Origin of the sequence: Candidatus Pseudomonas phytovorans (assembly GCA_029202525.1) — a bacterium.
Lineage (GTDB): Bacteria > Pseudomonadota > Gammaproteobacteria > Pseudomonadales > Pseudomonadaceae > Aquipseudomonas > Aquipseudomonas phytovorans.
This window is the reverse complement of sequence record CP119325.1, coordinates 2,382,193-2,401,556: the sequence shown is the minus strand read 5'-3', so window position 1 is coordinate 2,401,556 and position 19,364 is coordinate 2,382,193. Positions and strand designations below refer to the sequence as shown.

5 protein-coding genes are annotated in these 19,364 nt (G+C 65.3%); 1 reads left to right on the top strand and 4 read right to left on the bottom strand.

Annotation, left to right across the window (positions count from 1 at the left end):
* Position 1 precedes the first annotated feature (1 nt).
* On the bottom strand, positions 2-14,266 hold the full coding sequence (locus tag P0Y58_10650) for a non-ribosomal peptide synthase/polyketide synthase (GenBank protein WEK32623.1): 14,265 nt from the start codon (positions 14,264-14,266) through the stop codon (positions 2-4).
* A 184-nt stretch (positions 14,267-14,450) separates the two neighbouring features.
* Here P0Y58_10650 and P0Y58_10645 point away from each other — a divergent pair, with 184 nt between their 5' ends.
* Positions 14,451-15,404, top strand: coding sequence for a siderophore-interacting protein (locus P0Y58_10645; GenBank protein WEK32622.1), 954 nt, complete (start codon positions 14,451-14,453; stop codon positions 15,402-15,404).
* Positions 15,405-15,444: 40 nt separating this feature from the next.
* Here P0Y58_10645 and P0Y58_10640 read toward each other — a convergent pair whose 3' ends face one another.
* The 3 genes from P0Y58_10640 to P0Y58_10630 form a co-directional block, all read right to left on the bottom strand.
* Positions 15,445-16,836 (bottom strand): aspartate aminotransferase family protein, encoded by a 1,392-nt coding sequence (locus P0Y58_10640; protein ID WEK32621.1) that lies wholly within the window; start codon positions 16,834-16,836, stop codon positions 15,445-15,447.
* Positions 16,837-17,050: 214 nt separating this feature from the next.
* Complete coding sequence (locus tag P0Y58_10635) at positions 17,051-18,373, bottom strand: ATP-binding protein (protein ID WEK32620.1); 1,323 nt, start codon at positions 18,371-18,373, stop codon at positions 17,051-17,053.
* Entirely contained in the window at positions 18,370-19,053 is a 684-nt protein-coding gene (locus tag P0Y58_10630) for a response regulator transcription factor (GenBank protein WEK32619.1), read from the bottom strand. Before P0Y58_10630 ends, P0Y58_10635 begins: the two co-directional genes overlap by 4 nt.
* Between the last annotated feature and the right edge of the window lie 311 nt (positions 19,054-19,364).

Below are 19,364 nucleotides of genomic sequence, written 5' to 3'. Positions count from 1 at the left end.
TTCAAACACTCTCCAGTTCTGCCAGGAAATCACTCAATTCATCGACATCCGCCGCGCTGGCAGGCGCCAGCTCAGCCATCGCCGCCACGTAGTCCGCCAACCGTCCAGCACCGAACAGGGCCGCCAGAGGCACCTCCAGGCCCAGCAGCAACTGCACGCGCTGGGTAGCCTGGACTGCCAGCAGCGAATGCCCGCCCAGCTCGAAGAAGTTGTCGCTCATCCCGACCCTTTCCAGCTTCAGCACGTCAGCCCAGATCGCCGCAACGTCCTGCTCGAGCGGGCTCTGCGGGGCGACGAACAACTGCTGCAACTGCGTGGCATCAGGGGCAGGCAAGGCGCGTCGATCAAGCTTGCCGTTTGCCGTAAGGGGGAGTGTTTCCAGGAACACCTGGTGCGCGGGCACCATATGCTCTGGCAGCGTCGCCTTAAGGTGCTCGCGCAGGCTCTCGCGCAATGCTGCCGTGGGCGCCTGGGCAGGGATCAGGTAGGCAACCAGTTGCGTACCGCTCGGGCCGTCCATGGCGAGCACCACCGCTTCGAGGATTTGCGAATGCTCCTTCAGCCTGGTCTCGATCTCGCCAAGCTCGATACGGAAACCGCGGATCTTCACCTGATGGTCGATACGACCGGCGTACTCGACCGCACCCTGGAAGCGATACCGTGCCAGATCGCTGGTGCGGTAGAGGCGACCACCCCCTTGCTCGCTATCATCGAACGGGTCGGGTACGAACCGCTCCGCCGTAAGCGCCGCACGCCGGTGATAGCCTCGGGCAAGCCCGGCGTGACCAACGTGCAGTTCGCCATGACATCCGGGAGCAGCAATGTCGAAGTCGGCATCCAGCAGGTACAACGACTGATCCGGGATTACTTCACCAATAGGGCTTACGCCCTCACGCTGCAGATCTTCGCGGCGCACGGGTCGGTAAGTGACGTGCACCGTGGTTTCAGTGATGCCATACATGTTGATCAAGGTCGGCTGGTGGTCGCCAAAGTGGTTGAACCATGGTGCCAGGCTCCCGACATCCAGCGCTTCGCCACCGAACACGATGTAGCGCAAGGCAAGGTCGGCCTGCCCCTGCGGCCGTGCGCAGGCGTGCGGGATGAGTTGCTTGAACGCCGAAGGTGTCTGGTTGAGTACCGTGACCTGCTCACGAATCAGTAGCGCGTGGAAGTCCGCCGGCGATCGGGCCACGTCCTTGGGCACGATCACTGCCTTGGCCCCATGCACCAGCGCACCGAACAGTTCCCAGACCGAGAAATCGAACGCATAGGAGTGGAAGACACTCCAGACATCCTGGCTGTCGAACCGGAACCAGTCCTGGGTTGCCTGGAACAGGCGCACAACGTTGTGATGGGGCAGCAAGGTGCCTTTGGGCTTGCCGGTGGACCCTGAGGTATAGATCACGTAAGCCAGGTTTGCCGGTTGCGTGAAGTTGATCGGGTTGGCTTCGCTGTAGCCCGGGAGTGGCTCCAGAAGCAGCGGCTCGACATCCTCGGGGAGCGGCAAGCGGGCGAGCAGATGTGACTGGGTCAGCAACAGGCGAATACCGCTGTCGCTCATCATGTAGGCCAGGCGATCCTCTGGATATTCAGGATCCAGCGGCACATAGGCGCCGCCGGCCTTGAGGATACCCAGAAGCCCGATGACCATTTCCAGACTCCGATCCACAGCGAGGCCCACCAGTACATCCGGCCCTACGCCCTGCTCTCGCAGCTTGTGAGCCAGTTGGTTGGCACGCAGATTGAGCTGGCTGTAGCTGAGTGTCCGCTCACCCGCCACCACGGCAATGGCCTGCGGCGTACGCGCAGCCTGAGTTTCGATCAGTTGGTGCAGACATTGATCGGGATGATGAACAACAGGCGCCCGATTCCAGTCATGGATGATTGCCTGCCGTTCTTGTGCTTCAAGCAAAGGCAGTCGGGCGACTACCTGCTGCGCATCCTCGATCAGCGCCTGCAACAGCGTGCCGAAGTGACGCGCGATCTGCGCAATGCTTTCCTCGGTGAAACACTCACGGTCGTAGCTGTAGTGCACCGACAACTGAGCACCGGCGCCGATCGCCAGGGTCAGCGGCACGCTCGACTGCTCATGGCCGTGCACGTTGCCGAACACAAGCCCGGCAGGCGCGCTCTGCTGCAACGCCTCGCCAACCGGGTAGTTTTCAAACACCAGCAAGGTATCGAATAACCCTTCCCCGCCCGACCCGGCCCAACGCTGGATGTCGTACAAAGGGCTGTGCTCGTATTCGCGCAACGCCAGGTTCTGCGCCTGCAACTGCTGCACCCACTGCGCCACGCGCTGCTGCGGACGGGGGCTGGCGACCACCGGCAGGGTGTTGATGAACAGCCCAAGCTGTTGCTCGACGCCGCGCAACTCCGCCGGCCGACCCGACACTGTCGCGCCGAAGCTCACGCACGATTGCCCGGTGTAACGCTGCAGCAGCAGTAGCCATGCCGCCTGCACCAGGGTGTTGACGGTCACTCGCTGCTGCCGGGCAAAGGCACCCAGCGCCTGCGTCTGCTGCTCGCTCAAGCGCTGCTGGTGTTCGCCGTAGCCCGTGCCCAGCCGGGCTTTGTCCTGACGCATGGCCAGCGCCAGGCGCGTGGGTTCATTCAGGTCCTGCAACTGCTGCTGCCAGAAGGCCTGGGCCTGCACGGGATCCTGGCGGTGCAGCCACTCGATGTAGTCGCGGTAGCGGCCCGTCAGCCCACCGTTCGGCAGCCCCGCATAGGCCTGCAGCACTTCACCGAGTAACTGCGCATTGCTCCAGCCATCCATCAGGATGTGGTGGCTGGTGAAGACCAGATGGCAGGTTTCGTCATCGGTACGAATCACCGCCAAGCGCAGCAAAGGATCATGCTGCAGGTCGAAGCCCTTGCGCAGGTCTGCTTCGGCCCAGCTGTCCAGGGCCGCACCCTGCTCGGCGATGCCCACCCAGTCCAGGTGCGTAAACGGCAGTTCGAGCTGCTTGCGGATCACTTGCAGAGGGGACTCGAAGCAGGTGACGAAGTTGGCCCGCAGCACTTCATGGCGGTCGACAGCGGCCTGCCAGGCGAGCCTGAACCGCGGCACATCGAGGCCTTTGACGTCGACGCGCATCTGGTTGATGTAATGCCCGCCGCCTTGCTCGAACAGGCTGTGGAACAGCATGCCTTGCTGCATGGGCGCGAGCGGATAAAGGTCTTCGACCTGCACCGCTGCGATCGGCAAGCTGTCCAGCTGCGCCTGGGTCAGCCCGGCCAGCGGCACGTCCGAAGGGGTCAACCCCGCCTGGCCATCTTCCAGGCAATGCTCGACCACTGCATTGAGCTCCGCGGCAAACTGATCGGCAAGGTGCTGCACCGTGTCGGCGGCGAACATGTCGCGGCTGTAAGTCCACTCCAGGCTCAACTCACCGGCATACACCTGGCCGTTGATCGACAACCAGTTGTCCAGCGGCGCCTCGCTGCTCTGGCTGGCGCCAGCGCTTTCTTCGGCAGGCACCAGGAATGCCGGGGCATCGGCGCCGGAGGCAGCGGTGAAGCTACCGTCGAACTGCCCCAAGTAGTTGAAAGTGATGCGCGGGGTTGGCAATTGCGCCAGGGCCGCGCGCGCCTGGTCATCGCCCAGATAACGCAGGGCGCCGTAGCCGATGCCTTTGTCCGGGATCGCCCGCAGTTGCTCCTTGATCCGCTTGATCGACTCATCAAGGGTCAGTTCCGGGCTCAGCCGTACCGGGAACACGCTGGTGAACCAGCCCACGGTCCGCGTCAGGTCGACGGTATCGAACAGGTCTTCGCGACCATGCCCCTCCAACTGCACAAGCACGTCGCTGCGCTGGGTCCAGCGGGCGATGACGCGCGCCAGCGCGGTCAGCAGCAGGTCGTTGACCTGCGTGCGGTAGGCGGCAGGCGCCTGTTGCAACAGTTGGCGGGTACAGGCAGCGTCGAGGCGGGTGCGGGCAGTGCCAACATGCATGCCGTGCAACGAGCCACCCGGGTTATCGCAAGGCAGGTCTGCATCAACCCCGCCCAGTTGCGCCTGCCAGTAAGCCAACTGCGCCTGCAACGCGTCGCTGCGTGCGTAGGCCTGCAGGTGCCCGGCCCACGCCTGGGTTGCGCTGGTTTTGCCGGGCAGGTCGAGTGGCTGGCCAGCGTGCAATTGGCGGTAGGCCGTTTGCAGGTCTTCGAGCAGTACCCGCCACGAAACCCCGTCCACCACCAGGTGATGAATCGCCAGCAACAAGCGCTGACTGCCATCTGCCAGGGTCGCCAGCAATGCCCGCAGCAAAGGCCCGCGCTGCAGATCGAGGCTGCCTTGCACCTCATCGCACAACGCTTCCAGTGCCTGAGCATCGGCCACCGTGACCTGCCGCAGCAGGCCCTGTTGTGTCTCGGGTGAACCGTAGTGGGCCGTCCACTCGCCCTCTGCCTGGTCAAAGCGCAGGCGCAAGGCGTCATGGTGGATCACCAGGGCCTGCAGGGCCTGTTCCAGTGCCTGGCTGTCGAGTGCCTGACCGGCCTTGAGCAGCAGCGCCTGGTTCCAGTGGTGGCGCTGGGCAATGTCCTGTTCGAAGAACGATTGCTGGATCGGCAGCAGCAGGTTCTGGCCAGTGGCAGGCCCCTGTTCGATCAGCAAGCCGCCGTCGTCCCCTTGCCTGGCAACTGCGGCCAGCCCTTGCACGGTCTGGTGCTGGAACAGCTCTTTGGGGGTGAAGCGGATACCCGCTTGGCGCGCGCGGCTGACCACCTGGATCGAAATGATCGAATCACCGCCCAGTTCGAAGAAGTTGTCGGTCAGCCCCACTTTGTCGACTTTCAGTACATCTGCCCAGATCCCGGCAATGGTCTGTTCCAGTGCGCTGCGAGGTGCGACGTACACCTGCTGCAATTGACTGACGTCGGGCTTGGGCAAGCCCTTGCGGTCCAGCTTGCCATTGGGCGTGAGCGGCAAGGTGTCGAGGAACACCAGGTGGGTGGGCACCATGTAGTCCGGCAAGCTTGCCTTGAGGTGCTCGCGCAGCTCACCGCGCAGCAGGCTCTGCCCCTGCAGGTCATCGGCCTGCACGTCCGCGCAGACCAGATACGCAGCCAACTGTTTGCCGCCAGGGCCCTGGATGTCGATGACCACGCTTTCACGCACTGCGGGGTGACCCTGCAAGCGCGCCTCGATCTCACCAAGCTCGATGCGGAAGCCGCGGATCTTCACCTGGTGGTCGATACGCCCCAGGTAGTCGACCACGCCGTCGGCCCGGCTGCGGGTCAGGTCACCGCTGCGGTAGACGCGCTCGCCGTTGGCGGCGAACGGGTCGGGAACGAAGCGCTCGGCGGTCAGCCCAGGGCGGTCGAGGTAGCCACGCGCCACGCACAGCCCGCCAAGGAACAGCTCGCCACTGTGACCCAACGGCACCAGGTTGAGGCTCGCGTCGAGCACATAACTGCGGCGACGCCCGACCAGGCGGCCGATAGGCGCGTAGGCCGCACCGCAGGCATCGCCTGGCGATGCGCGCCAGAGCAACGGCGTGACCACGGTTTCGGTCGGCCCGTAGCCGTTGAAGATGTATTGCGGGCGCAGGGCCTGCCAGGCCAGCTCGTAGCCGGCTTGCGGTACCGCATCACCGCCAAAGCAGTAGATGCGCACCGGCGGCGGGTTGCCCACGCGCAGGGCATGCTCGGCCAACTGTTGCAGATACACCGGCGGGAACACCGCAATCGTCACGCCATGCCGGTGCATCTCGGCGTAGGCCTGCTCGGGCAGCCACAGGCTGTCGTCGCGCACCAGCACACTGGCGCCGTTGATCAGCAGGTGCATCCACGCCTCATGGGCGCCATCAAAGGCGAAGGACATGAAGTGCAGCTCGCAATCCTGCGGGCCGGTTGCATAGCGTTCACCGTTGGCCAGGATGTGCGAGGCCAACGGCCCATGCGCCACTGCCACGCCCTTGGGCATGCCGGTCGAGCCCGAGGTGTAGATCACATAGGCAAGGTTGTGCTTGTCCAGCGCCACTTCAGGTGCCGTGTCCGGGCCTTGCTGCCAGGCGGCCGGCAAGTCCACCGCCAGCGTCGGCAAGCCTTCAGGGATCGGCAGGCTGCCCAGCACATCGCTCTGGGTCAGCACCAACGCCGCGGCGCAGTCCTGCATCATGTAGCGCAGGCGGTCCTGCGGGTAGGCGATGTCCAGCGGCACATACACGCCGCCGGCCTTGAGCACCGCCAGGAACGCCACCATGATCTCGGTGGAGCGGCGCATGGCGATGACGACCCTGACCTCGGGGCCGACACCTAGCTCGACCAGGCGGCGCGCCAGGCGGTTGGCCTGGGCATCGAGCTGACTGTAGCTCAGCCGCTGGTCGTCGAAACGGATGGCCACGGCCTCGGGCGCACGGGCGACCTGGTCGGCAAACAGTTGGTGGACGAAACGGTCGTCCGGGTGGTCGTCGCCGGTCTGGTCCCACGTCGCCAGCAAATGCTCGCGCTCCTGGCTGCCCAGCATCGCCAGCTCGGCGACGCGCTGATCGGGTTGACGCACGATATCGGCCAGCAGGTTGCACCAGTGCTGCGCCAGTGCCTCGATGCGCGGGCGATCGAACAGCGACGTGGCGTATACCAGCGAGGCACCCAGGCCTTCGGCATGCTCGAAGGTGTCCAGGGTGAGGTCGAACTGAGCGGTATAACGCTCCCAGGCCAGGCCTTCGACTTCTAGCCCGGGCAAACTGCGCGCCTGCCCGCGCAGCTCGGTCTGGTGATTGTAAAGTGCCTGGAACAGCGGGCTGTGGCTCAGGCTGCGTTCGGGGTGCAGGGCCTCGACCAACTGCTCGAACGGCAGATCCTGATGCCCCTGGGCCGCCAGGGCAGTCTGGCGGGTCTGTTCGAGCAACTGGCTGAAGGTGGTGTGCAGGTCGAATTCGGCCTTGAGCACCTGGGTGTTGACGAAGAAGCCGATCAGGCGCTCGGTTTCCAGGCGGTTGCGGTTGGCGATCGGCACCCCGACGCGGATGTCGTCCTGCCCCGAATAGCGGTGCAGCAAGGTCTGGAAACTGGCCAGCAGCAGCATGAACAGGCTGACGCCCTGCTGTTGGGCCAATGCCTTGAGCGCGTGCACCAGGTCGCGGTCCAGGTCGATGGCGAAACTGGCGCCGGCAAAGTCCTGGTTAGCCGGGCGCGGGCGGTCGGCGGGCAGTTCGAGCACCGGTTGGCGGTCGCCCAGCTGGGCCTTCCAGTAGTCCAGTTGGCGCTCTCGCTCACCGGCCTCCATCCACTGCCGCTGCCATACCGCGTAGTCGGCGTACTGCACAGGCAGCCCAGCCAGCTCGACCGGTTGCCCGGTGCGCAGCCCTTCGTACAGTTGCACCAGCTCATCGACCATCACCGGCATCGACCAGCCATCGGAGATGATATGGTGCAAGGTCAGTATCAGCACATGGTCATCCTCGGCCACGCGCAGCAGCTTCACCCGCAGCAACGGCCCGTGCTCCAGGTCGAAGGGGCGCTGGGTCTCTGCCTCTACCAGGCGCTTGAGCAGCGCTGCCTGTTGCTTACCCGCGCCAAGGTCAACCCGCTCGCTTGCCAGGTTGAATGGCTGCGCCGGGTGAATCACTTGCAGGGCATGGTCGCCTGCCTGGCGGAAGGTGGTACGCAGGGTCTCGTGTCGCGCGATCAGCGCTTCAAAGCTCAGGCGCAAGGCATCCTCGGCCAGATTGCCGCGCAGCCGCAGCACCGTGGCCATGTTGTAGGCGGTGCTTTCAGGGGCCATCTGCCAGAAGAACCACTGGCGCTGCTGGGCGTAGGACAAGGCCAGTGGCTGCGTACGGTCCACCGGCAGCAATGCCGGCGCGGGCGCCTGCGTACCCTGCCCTGTCAACGCGACGAAATCAGCCAGCACCGGGGCTTCGAAGAGCGTGCGCAGGGGTATTTCAAGGCCCAGGGCCTGGCGGATGCGCGAGGTCACCTGAGTGGCCAGCAACGAGTGCCCGCCCAGTTCGAAGAAATGATCGGTAAGGCCGATGCGCTCAACCTTGAGGACCTGGGCCCAGATGGCCGCAATCTGCTGTTCGCGCTCACTGCGCGGCGGCACATAGGCAGGCTGGTCAAGGTTCAGGTCGGGCCTTGGCAGTGCCTTGCGGTCCAGCTTGCCATTCGGCGTCAGCGGCAATTCGCCGAGGAACATCAGGTGCGCCGGGACCATGTAGTCCGGCAATGCCGCCTTGAGGTGGCTGGCCAGGTCAGTGCGCAGCGCATCCTGCTGTTCAAGGCCGCCCTCGATCACCAAGTAGCCCACCAACTGCTTGCCGGTAGGCCCGTCGATGTCGATCACCTGTGCCTCGCGCACCTTGGCATGCTCTTGCAGCCGCGCTTCGATCTCGCCCAGCTCGATGCGCAGGCCGCGAATCTTGACTTGATGGTCGATACGGCCGACATAGTCGATTACACCATCAGCACGGTAGCTCGCCAGGTCGCCGGTGCGGTACAGGCGGCCGCCGCCGACCGGGTCGAACGGGTCGGGAATGAACCGCTCGGCGGTCAACGCCGGGCGGTTGAAATAGCCGCGGGCGAGGCAGCCGCGCCCGCCGATCAGCAGTTCGTTCACCCAGCCGGCCGGGGCCAGGGCAAGGCCATCGTCACAGACGTAGGTCAGCCTGCCGCCCACTGCACGGCCGATCGGCACGATGGCCTTGCCACCAGCGCCGGGCTGCAAACCGGCACAGTCCTGCACGGTGGTGACCACGGTGGCTTCGGTAGGCCCGTAGGTATTGAGCAGACGAACCTGCTGCAGACCGCTGGCGTACCAGTCGCCGAGGCTTTCCATCGGCATGGCTTCGCCGCCCACGTGCACCTGACGCAGCGAGGCGCAGGCGCCGGCCGGCAGCTTTTCTGCAGCCAGCATGCGCCAGTAGGCGGTGGTCAGGTCGGCCACGGTGATGCCGTGGGTGACGATGGCCTGCTTCAGGGTCTCGATGTCCCATAGCTGCGGCCCACGCATGACCACCCGGGCACCGCAGCACAATGCCGGGTAAAGCTGCTCGACGAAGCCATCGAAGTTGACCGTGGCGAACTGCAACACCCGGTCACTGGCGTCGAGCCGCGAATAGTCGGCGGCCACGCTGCAGAACACCGACAGCTCACGATGGGCGACAGCCACACCCTTGGGCTTGCCGGTGGAGCCAGAGGTGTAGATCACATAGGCAAGGTTGTCGGCGACGGTCAGGCTCACCGGGTTGTCTGCGCTGCAATTGCCCAGCCACTGCTCATCCGCCTGCATTTCCAGGCAGGCCACTGCGGGTGAAATCGGCAGCGTCGGTGTCAGGTGAGGCTGGGTCAGGAGCAGGTGAATGCCGCTGTCCTGCATCATGAAACGCAAGCGTTCCTGCGGGTATTGCGGGTCGAGCGGCACGTAGGCACCACCGGCCTTGAGGATACCCAGCAGGCCTACCACCATGTCCAGGCTGCGCTCCACGGCGATGCCGACACGCATGTCAGGCCCCACGCCAAGTTCGCGCAGCTTGTGCGCCAGCTGGTTGGCGCGGCGGTTGAGTGCCTGGTAGGTCAGGGTCTGGTCATCGAGCACCAGTGCCGTGGCCTGCGGTGCGCGCAGCACCTGTGCCTCGAACAGCTGATGCACGCCAAGGTCTTCGGCGAAACGCAAAGGGGGCTGGTCGCCGGTTTCAAGCACCCGCTTGTGCTGGGCTGGCGTGAGCAGCGCCAGCTCGGCGACCGGCAATGTCGCCGCGCTGACCAGTGCACCCAGCAGGTTGACCCAGACCGATGCCAGGCGCTCGATACGCTCGACGTCGAACAGGTCCGATGCATAGCCGAAGGAAGCAAGCACCCCGTCGCTGCGTTCAAGGGTGTCCAGAGAGAGGTCGAACTGCGTGGTGTGCTCGACCAGGTCGACTTCCGTGACACTCAGGCCTTGCACGCTGTCGCCAGAGACCCGCTCGCCAAGGCTACTCAAGTGGTTGTACATGACCTGGAACAGTGGGTTGTGGCCCAACCCCCGCTCAGGCTTGAGCTCTTCCACCAGCACATCGAAGGGGATGTCCTTGTTCGCCTGAGCCTGCAGGGTGGTTTCCTTGACCCCCAGCAACAAGCCCTTGAAGGACTGCAACGGGTCGACATCCACGCGAGCGACCAGCGTGTTGACGAAGAACCCGATCAGGCCTTCCAGCTCAAGGCGATTGCGGTTGGTCACCGGGATACCGATGTTGAGCTTTTCGCGCCCGCTGTAGCGCGACAGCAGCAATGCGAACGACGCCAGGAAGACATGGAACAGCGTGGCATTGGCGGCAACTGCCAGGCCCTGCAGGTCGGCCGTAAGGGCGGCAGGCAGGAGCACATCCACGCGCCCCCCGCGGTAACTTTGCACCTGGGGACGGATACGGTCGGACGGCAGCTCAAGGACGGCAAAATCGTCTTCCAGGGTGGCTTTCCAGAATGCCAGCTGGGCCTGCAGCTCGCCTGCGGCCAGGCGTTCGCGCTGCCAGGCGGCGTAATCGGCGTATTGCACCGCCAGCGCATGGGGTTCCAGCCGCTGCCCGGTGGCGTGGGCGTTGTAGGCGGCGGCCAGCTCGCGAACCATGACGCTCATGGACCAGCCGTCCGAGACAATGTGGTGCAGCAGCACCGTCAGCACCTGCTCCTGCTGCTCCAGCGGGCCTGCCTGGAACAGTTTGACCCGGATCAGCGGGCCCTGTTCGAGATCGAATGGGGTGAGCGCTTCGTCTTCGATCCGCTGGCGCAGCGCCCCGCCGTCCGCCGCGCCGAGGTCATGGTATTCGATTGGCAGCGACGCAGCCGGCAGGATGCGCTGCTGGGGGATGCCATCGTGCTCTTCGAACACCGTGCGCAGAGATTCGTGACGCATCACCAGCGCGTCGAACGCGGCTTGAAGGGCCGACCGGTCGACCTCCCCTTGCAAGCGGATGGCCAAGGGGGTGTTGTAGGCGGTGCTCTGCGGGTGCAGCTTCCAGAACATCCACTGGCGGTACTGGGCATGCGAAACCTGCAGCGGCCCGGTGCGTTCCAGCGCCCGGATCTCGCCCCCTGCAACCTGCTCCAGCCCTTGCAGGGCCTCGGCGAAGGCGCACAGGTCGGCAGTGTCGAACAGCACCCGCAAGGCCACGTCCAGGCGCAACTGCTGCCTGATCCGCGAAACCACCTGGGTCGCCAGCAACGAATGCCCGCCCAAGGCGAAGAAGTTGTCGTCGAGGCCTACCTGGGCCTGTTGCAGCACGTCGGCCCAGATGGCCGCGACCTGTTGCTGCAGTGCGGTCTCGGGCGCGCGGTAAAGGGCGGTGACAGCGACCGGTTCAGGCAATGCCTTGACGTCGACCTTGCCGTTGAGGGTTACCGGCAGGCGCTCCAGCAGCATCAGGTACTGCGGCACCAGGTGCTCAGGCAGGGCCAGTTTCAGCGCCGCGCGAATGCCGTCGACCACGCCCTGGCGTGCCTCTTCCTGTGCAGCCCAGTGTTGCGGTACCAGGTAGGCGGCCAGCTGCCGATCGGCGCCTTCACCTACCACGCGCACCACGGCGTTTTCGATCCCCGGCAACTGTCGCAGGCAGGCATCGATTTCGGCCAGTTCGACGCGGTAGCCACGGATCTTCACCTGGCCATCAATACGCCCGGCGAAGACCCGTTCGCCATCAGCGTTCAGGCGTACCCAGTCGCCGGTCCGGTACATCCTCGCACCTGCGCTGCCATTGGCGTCGGGCACGAAGCGCTCGGCGGTCAGCGCCGCCTGGCCGAGGTAGCCACGCGCCAGACCTGCACCGGCAATATACAGCTCGCCCCTGGCCGTGCCGGGGACGGGCTGCAGGCAGCTGTCCAGTACGTGGGTGCGCAGGTTTTGCAGCGGCTGACCGAGCAGCGGCCGATCCTGCAGGGTATGGGTAAGCACGCCCACTGTGGTTTCGGTAGGGCCATAGTGGTTGATCACGTCGAGGCCGGGCGCCAACGCCTTGATCCGGCCCAGAAGCGCCGTACTGCAGGCTTCGCCGCCAACCACCAGGCAGCGCCGTGGCAAGGCCGCAGCGCCTGCGGCAAGCATGGCCTGCAAGTGCGAGGGGACGATCTTCAGTGCGTCGATGGCATGCGCTTGCAGATAGGCGGCGAAGGCCTCGGCATCGAGCACAGTCTCTTTGGCCAGCATGTGCAGGGTCTTGCCGTGGCACAGGGCACCGAAGAGCATGGTGTGGCCAAGGTCAGCCGCCGGCGTGGTGACCATCGCCAGGCTGCCGATCTGGCCCATTGGCAGGCGTTTGCTGACGCCGCGCACGTAGTTGACCAGGGCGCCATGGCTGACCGCGACGCCCTTGGGCTTGCCGGTGGTGCCGGAGGTGTAGATGACGTAGGCAAGGTTGTCGGCATGCACCGCCACCCTGGGCGCCGAGACCAAGGGGTACTCGCCCTCCACGTCGACTGCTGCCACGCCTTCCGGCAGGCTGATCTGCCCCGCTCGGCCCAGCACCCACTTGACCGCGCTGTCAGCAAGCATGAAGTCGATGCGCGCCTGAGGCTGTTCAGGGTCCAGCGGGAGGTAGGCGGCACCGGCCTTGAGCACGGCCAGGATGCCGATGAGCATCTCGCAGGAGCGGTCGGCGACCACGCCGACCCGCTGGTCCACCTGCACGCCGCGATCCAGCAGCGCCTGGGCCAGGGCATCGGAGCGCGCCTGCAAAGTGGCATGGCTGATCTGACCGGCGTCGCCGCTTGCCGCCAGGCCCTGCGGGTTGCGGTCAGCGGCCGATTCGATCAGGTGATGGATGCAAACGTCGGGTTCTGCTGCCCCGGCAGCCTGCCACTCCACCGCGTGCGCCGCCCGGGTCGCCAAAGGCAGCTCACCGACCGCAGTTGCAGACGCTTGGGTCAGCCCGTCGAGCAGGCGCAGCCAGTCCTCACCGAACGCAGTGATCGTGGCTTCTTCGAAGACATCCAGCGCGTAGGTGAATACGGCGTGCAGGCGCCCGGCACTTTCATAGGTATCAAGGGCAAGGTCGAAGCGGGCGCTGTGCTTGTCCAGGGCGACTTTTTCCAGTGTCAGCCCGCTGCCGAGACGAATCTGACCGGCGTCGGCGATGGCCGCCTGGTGGTTGAACAACACTTGAAACAACGGGCTTTGCGCGCTGCTGCGATCCAGCTCCAGCGCCTCGACCAGGCGCTCGAACGGCAGGTCCTGGTGCGCTTGGGCGCCCAGGGCGGTGTCCTTGACCCGGCCGAGCAGCTGGCTCACGTTCATGAGCGGGTCGATATCGGTATGCAGCACCTGAGTGTTGATGAAGCAGCCGATCAACCCCTCTACTTCGGTGCGGTGACGGTTGGCGACCGGAACGCCGACACGGATCGCGCGCTGGCCGCTGTAGCGTTGCAGCAGCAGCTTGAACGATGCCAGCAGCACCATGAACAAGGTGACCCCCTGGGCGCTGGCCAACGCCTTCAGGCGCTCGGCAAGCGCCGGGTCTACCTGCAGCTCACGGCGCGCCCCACGATGGCTCGGCGCGCCAACACGCGGGTGATCGAACGGCAGCTCCAGCACGGCATGATCATCGCCCAGCTTGTCGCGCCAGTAGCTCAGCTGACGCGCTTGCTCACCGGCTTCCAGCCAGCTGCGTTGCCACAGCGCATAATCGCGGTACTGGATGGGCAGCGCCGGCAGGTTCGCCTCGCTGCCCTGGCAGGCGGCGTCGTACAGGCGCACGAACTCGTCGATCAGTACGTTCAGCGACCAGCCGTCGGCAACGATGTGGTGCAGGGTCAGCAGCAACACGTGCTCGTCGGCGGCCAGTTGCAGCAGGTTCACCCGCAGCAGCGGCCCTTGCAGCAGGTTGAAAGGTGCCTGCGCTTCGGCTTCGGCCAGAGCGGCGACACGGGCTTCGCGTTGTGCCGCCGCCAAGGCAGTGAGGTCCTGCTCAACGATGGCGACCGCCTGTGCCGGGAGGACTTCCTGGTACAAATGATCGCCCTGGGCGCGCAGGCGCGTACGCAGGCTTTCGTGGCGCGCAACCAGGCGGTCGAACGCCTGCTGCAGGGCCGGCCGGTCGAGCTTGCCCTTCAGGCGCACGGCCATGGGCAGGTTGTAGGCAGCGCCTTGCGGGTCCAGCTGCCAGAGAAACGACATGCGTCGCTGGGCATAGGACAACCCGTCGCGGTCATCGCAGGCTACATCGGCAGGGATCGGAAACAAGGAGAAGTCGATGCCCTCTGCCTGTAGCCCGGCCAGGAACAAACGGCGTTTCTCCGGCGGCAGTTCGATAAAGCGGCGAGCGAGTTTCAACGAGTTTTCGGCATTCATGCAATGCGTCCTTAGCGATAGGAAGCGGGACCACAGGGCCCAGTCATCCCTCAAAGACGAAACAACCGCGAGCTGATTTAGCCAAAGCCCCGGCCACTGGCGAGCGCCCGGGCTGCGGGGTTAAATCGCCACGCGGGCAACTCGTCTCAACGTCATACCCATTCTCCAGAAGGCGGCCCTCGCGATGCTCTCCACCCTGGCCAACAACCTGCGCAAGCGGGTCACTCAAGCGCTCACCGGCAAACAGCCCAGCTATCGGCTCTTCGATGTACAACTGAAGCAGCGGATCGCGCTCAGCCCTTCACTCACGCGACTGGTATTCACCGGCCCGGATGTCGATGAAATGACCACCTTGGCGCCAGACCAACGGATCAAGCTACTGTTTCCCGCAGCCGATGGTTCACTGCCCAACCTGAGCAACGACCTGCACTGGAAGGCCGCACACAGCGCCTTGCCGCCAGCCCAACGCCCGCCGATGCGCACCTACACCATCCGCGCCCTACGCCGCGAGGCGCTGGAGGTGGATGTCGATTTCGTGCTGCACGGGGTCAACAGCCCCGCCTCGGCTTGGGCCACCCACGCGCAGGTGGGCGACGGCTTGCAGATGGTAGCCCCCAACCTGGCCTATGAAGGCGACCCCGGGGGCTATGAATGGAAGCCGCCGCAAGGCATGCGCAACGTACTGCTGGTCGGTGACGAAACGGCGCTGCCGGCGATTGCCGGCATTCTTGAGCAACTGGCCGATAACCAGCCCGGGTTGACGGTGCAGGCGTTCATCGAGGTGCCGCTGGAGGCTGACTGCCTGCCCATGCGCCACGGCAGCGCTACCCACCTTCACTGGCTGCCGCGCGAATTGCTCAATTGCAAACAGGGTGAGGCCATGCAGCATGCGGTGCGCGAACTGGCCAGCCTGCCACAGGGGCAAGCCACGCGGCGGGTAAAGCTGGAAGACGTGGATATTGACACGCGGATACTGTGGGAGCAGGCCAGCAGCGCCGACAGTGCGTTTCATGCCTGGGTGGCGGGGGAATCGGCCACGGTGATGGATATTCGCCGCTACCTGATAAAGGAGCGCGGCTTGCCGCGCGAGTGCCTGACCTTGATGGGCTATTGGCGGGCTGGCCGGACCTTCGATTGACTTGAGATAGCCGGGGCCGCAAAGCGGCCCCGGCTATTGGTCAGACTGCCGCGATCAACGCCTCGGCAAAACGCTGTGCCACTTCATCGACCTGCTCGCCGCTGATGATCAACGGCGGCAGGAAACGCACCACAGCACCATGCCGCCCGCCGAGCTCAAGGATCAGCCCGCGCTTGAGGCACTCACGCTGCACCTTGGCCGCCAGCTCACGGTTGGCTACCGGGTGGCCCAAGGCATCCAGCTTGCCCTGCGGGTCCACCAGCTCAACCCCAAGCATCAGGCCACGCCCGCGCACATCACCCAGCTGCGGGTAATCGCGCTGCAGCTGCAGCAGATGCTGACGCAAGCGCTGTCCCATAGCCTCGGCATGCTCACCCAGGCGGTGATCGACCAGGTAGTTGATCACCGCCGAGCCCGCCGCCATGGCCATCTGGTTGCCACGGAAGGTGCCGGCATGCGCGCCTGGCTTCCAGGTATCCAGCCAGTCGCGATACACCACCACCGCCAGCGGCAGGCTGCCGCCAATGGCCTTGGACAACGTGACCACGTCCGGCACGATGCCGGCATGCTCGAAGGCGAACATGCGCCCGGTGCGGGCAAAGCCGCTCTGGATCTCATCGATTATCAGCGCCACGCCGGCCTGCTCAGTGATCCGGCGCACACCCTTCAACCATTCGATATCGGCCGGGATGACCCCGCCCTCACCTTGCACCACCTCAAGGATGACCGCCGCCGGCAAGGGCACCCCGCTTTCCGGGTCGAGCAGCAGGTTTTCCAGGTAATGGAGGTTGGCCTTGACCCCGGCTTCGCCGCCCAGGCCGAATGGGCAGCGGTAATCATAGGGATACGGCATGAACTGCACGCCACTGCTCAGCAGCGCACCCAGCGGCTGCTTGGGGCCGTTGCTGCCCATCAGGCTCAACGCGCCCTGGCTCATGCCGTGATAAGCGCCATGGAACGCCAGCACGGTGCTGCGCCCGGTGGCGCCACGCACCAGCTTGAGCGCTGCTTCCACGGCATCGGTGCCGGTCGGGCCGCAGAACTGCACCTTGGCCTCGCGGCGAAACGCTTCGGGCAGGATGCCGAACAGGTCCTGGACGAAGCGGTCCTTGACCGGGGTGGTCAGGTCCAGGGTGTGCAGTGGCAGCTCGTCAGCCAGCACACGCTGGATCGCCTCGATCACCACCGGGTGGTTATGGCCCAGGGCCAGGGTGCCAGCCCCGGCCAGGCAGTCGATGAACTGGCGGCCCTCGACGTCTTCCACATAGATACCCCGGGCACGCTTGAGTGCCAGCGGGATACGACGTGGGTAGCTGCGGGCGTTGGACTCCTGCTGTTGCTGGCGTTGCAGCAAAGGGGAGTCGGTGAATTCGTACAAGGGTTGCGGCACGCTGGCCGGGGCGACCTGGGCAAGGCTGGAAGCGGTGGACATGGGTGAATCCTCGCAAGCAAGCGAATGGGCAGTTATCGCTTGGAAAACGCTTGAGTGCGGGGAGGATTTAGCAGTTGTTACTGGATTTTACTTCACCTGTGCCGGCCCCTTCGCGGGCTCGCCCGCTCCCACAAGGACCGCATGCACTTCAGGCCATGAGCAATACCTGTGGGAGCGGGCAAGCCCGCGAAGAGGCCGGCACAGGCATTGAAGGTCAACTGGCCGAGCGCGCCGGCACCTGCAACAGCACCCGCAGCCCATCACTGCGGCTGTCGAACCTCAGGCTACCGGCACAGCGCTGCACGATTGCCTGCACAATCGCCAACCCCAACCCACAGCCACCACTGTGCCCATTACGCCAGAAACGCTCGGTCAGGTGCTCAAGGTCGCCTTCGGCAATCCCCGGTCCATGGTCACGCACCATGAACCCCACCTGGCCGTCGGCCATCTGTACTTCCAGCTCAACGGCCGCTTCGCCGCCATGGCGCAGGGCGTTATCCAGCAAGTTGCGCAGCGCTGCCACTGCCAACGGTGCGGGCATGCCCAGGTAAATCTGCGTGGCCTCCTCGGGCAAACGCAAGACGATGCGCCGGTTATCACCCCCACCAGCGTCCTGCACGGCTTGGCGGGCCACCTGCTCCGCGCTGCACTGCACGCCATCCTCGAACGACAGGCTGCCTTCCACCCGCGCCAGCATCAGCAACTGCTCCAGCGTGCGGTGCATGCGGTCGGTACCCTGCTCGGCATGCTCCAGCGCCTGCTCGCGCACCGCGCCATCGGTCATGCGTGCGACCTGCAGGTGGGTCTTGATTGCGGTCAGCGGACTGCGCAGTTCGTGCGCGGCATCGTCGGTCAGGCGCCGCTCGCGCTCGATGGTCTGGGCAATCCGCAGGAACAGCTGGTTCTGGGTCTCCAGCAAGGGCTGCAACTCGCTGGGCATGCCCGCCACCTGCAACGGCTCGACACTGTCCGCGCGCCTGCGGCGCAAGGCGTCGCGCATGCGGTTGAGCGGCTCCAGGCCCTTGCCCAGGCCGATCCACAACAGCCCCAAGCTGCCGAGCAAGGCCATCAACACGGGTGCCGAAGCCGCCAGCAGGATCGACTGGTTCAGCGCCTCGCGCTCCATGTGCCGGTCGGCCGTGGTGATGCGCACATCGCCGTGGTTATAGGTGAAGGAGCGCCACAATGCGCCGTCGATGGTCTGGTCACGGAAGCCGCTGCGCTCGTCGTCCATCGTGCCATCGTGCTTGTGATTGCTGGCAAGGATCTCGCCACGCAGCGAGCTGACCTGGCAGGCCATGCCGTCCGGCACACTGAACTGGTCGGCGGAAAAGTGCGCCTCTTCGCCCTTGGCGGTCAACGGTTGCGGCAGCTGGTCGATCAGGCCGGCGACCATGCGCGCCGACGCCACCAGGCGCTGGTCGAGGGAAAACATCATCTGCTGGCGCAAGTCCCGCAGCATCCACGCCGCGGCCAGCGCCCAGATGATCACGAAGGCGCTGCCCAGAATCAGGCTCAGGCGTACCCGCAGGCTCATGAGGCGGCCTCTTCAGGTGCCTGTGCCGGGCCCAGCCGGTAACCCAGGCCACGCACGGTCTCGACGATGCCGTTACCCAGCTTGCGGCGCAGGTGATGAATGTGCACGTTCAGGGCGTTGCTCTCGACTTCGTCGCTGAAGCCGTACACGCAGTCTTTCAGTTGCTCGCTGGACAGCACCCGCCCGGGGTTCTGCAGCAGCGCCTGCAACAGCGCCTGTTCGCGGCGCGACAGGTCAACGTGCTGGCCGGCCAGGGTCGCCTCGCAGCTGCTCGGGTCATAGCGCAGCGGGCCGTGCTCGATCGCATTCACCGCCCGCCCGGCCACCCGCCGCAACAGGGTGTGCAGGCGAGCAGCCAGCTCACGCAGGTCGAACGGTTTGAGCAGGTAGTCATCGGCGCCGGCCTGCAGGCCATCGACGCGGTCGGTGACGGCATCGCGGGCAGTGAGCACCAGCACTGGCAGGTCCACACCCTGCTGACGCAGGCGGCGCAGCAGCTTGAGGCCGTCTTCGTCGGGCAGGCCGAGGTCGAGGATCATCACGTCGAACTGCGCGGCCTGCAGCATCGCCCGCGCAGCGGCGGCGTTACCCACCCGGTCCACGGTCAGGCCCTGGGCGGTAAGGCCGGCGCAGATGCCGGCGGCGATCAGGTCGTCGTCCTCGCAGAGCAGAACGTGCATGGTGGGGCTCCAAGTGTGGTGTGGCGGGTATTGCACCGTGGGCGGATTAAGGGGGGATTATGGACCTTTGTGGGGCGGTCAGGTGCTCGCCTTGAGGGTTTTGGGTGGGTCGGGGTGTTCGCCTATAGCCTTGCGCCGCCTGTGAGATCGAGCGCCGCCCGCGCGGCGCTTCGCAGCACAAGGCTGCTCCTGCATTTGTTTCGGGCCAGTTGTGCCTGTGCCTACGCGCGCGACCGCCTTGTTTGTTCGACACTATATTGAATTGAACGCCACGGGGGGGCGTGGCGCAGAAGAGACTGGCCCGAAACAAA

What these genes read in the sequence shown, in the direction of transcription:
- P0Y58_10630 (WEK32619.1), bottom strand. Translation starts at nt 19,053, where the DNA reads ATGCACGTTCTGCTCTGCGAGGACGACGACCTGATCGCCGCCGGCATC.
- P0Y58_10650 (WEK32623.1), bottom strand. Translation starts at nt 14,266, where the DNA reads ATGAATGCCGAAAACTCGTTGAAACTCGCTCGCCGCTTTATCGAACTG.
- P0Y58_10640 (WEK32621.1), bottom strand. Translation starts at nt 16,836, where the DNA reads ATGTCCACCGCTTCCAGCCTTGCCCAGGTCGCCCCGGCCAGCGTGCCG.
- P0Y58_10635 (WEK32620.1), bottom strand. Translation starts at nt 18,373, where the DNA reads ATGAGCCTGCGGGTACGCCTGAGCCTGATTCTGGGCAGCGCCTTCGTG.
- P0Y58_10645 (WEK32622.1), top strand. Translation starts at nt 14,451, where the DNA reads ATGCTCTCCACCCTGGCCAACAACCTGCGCAAGCGGGTCACTCAAGCG.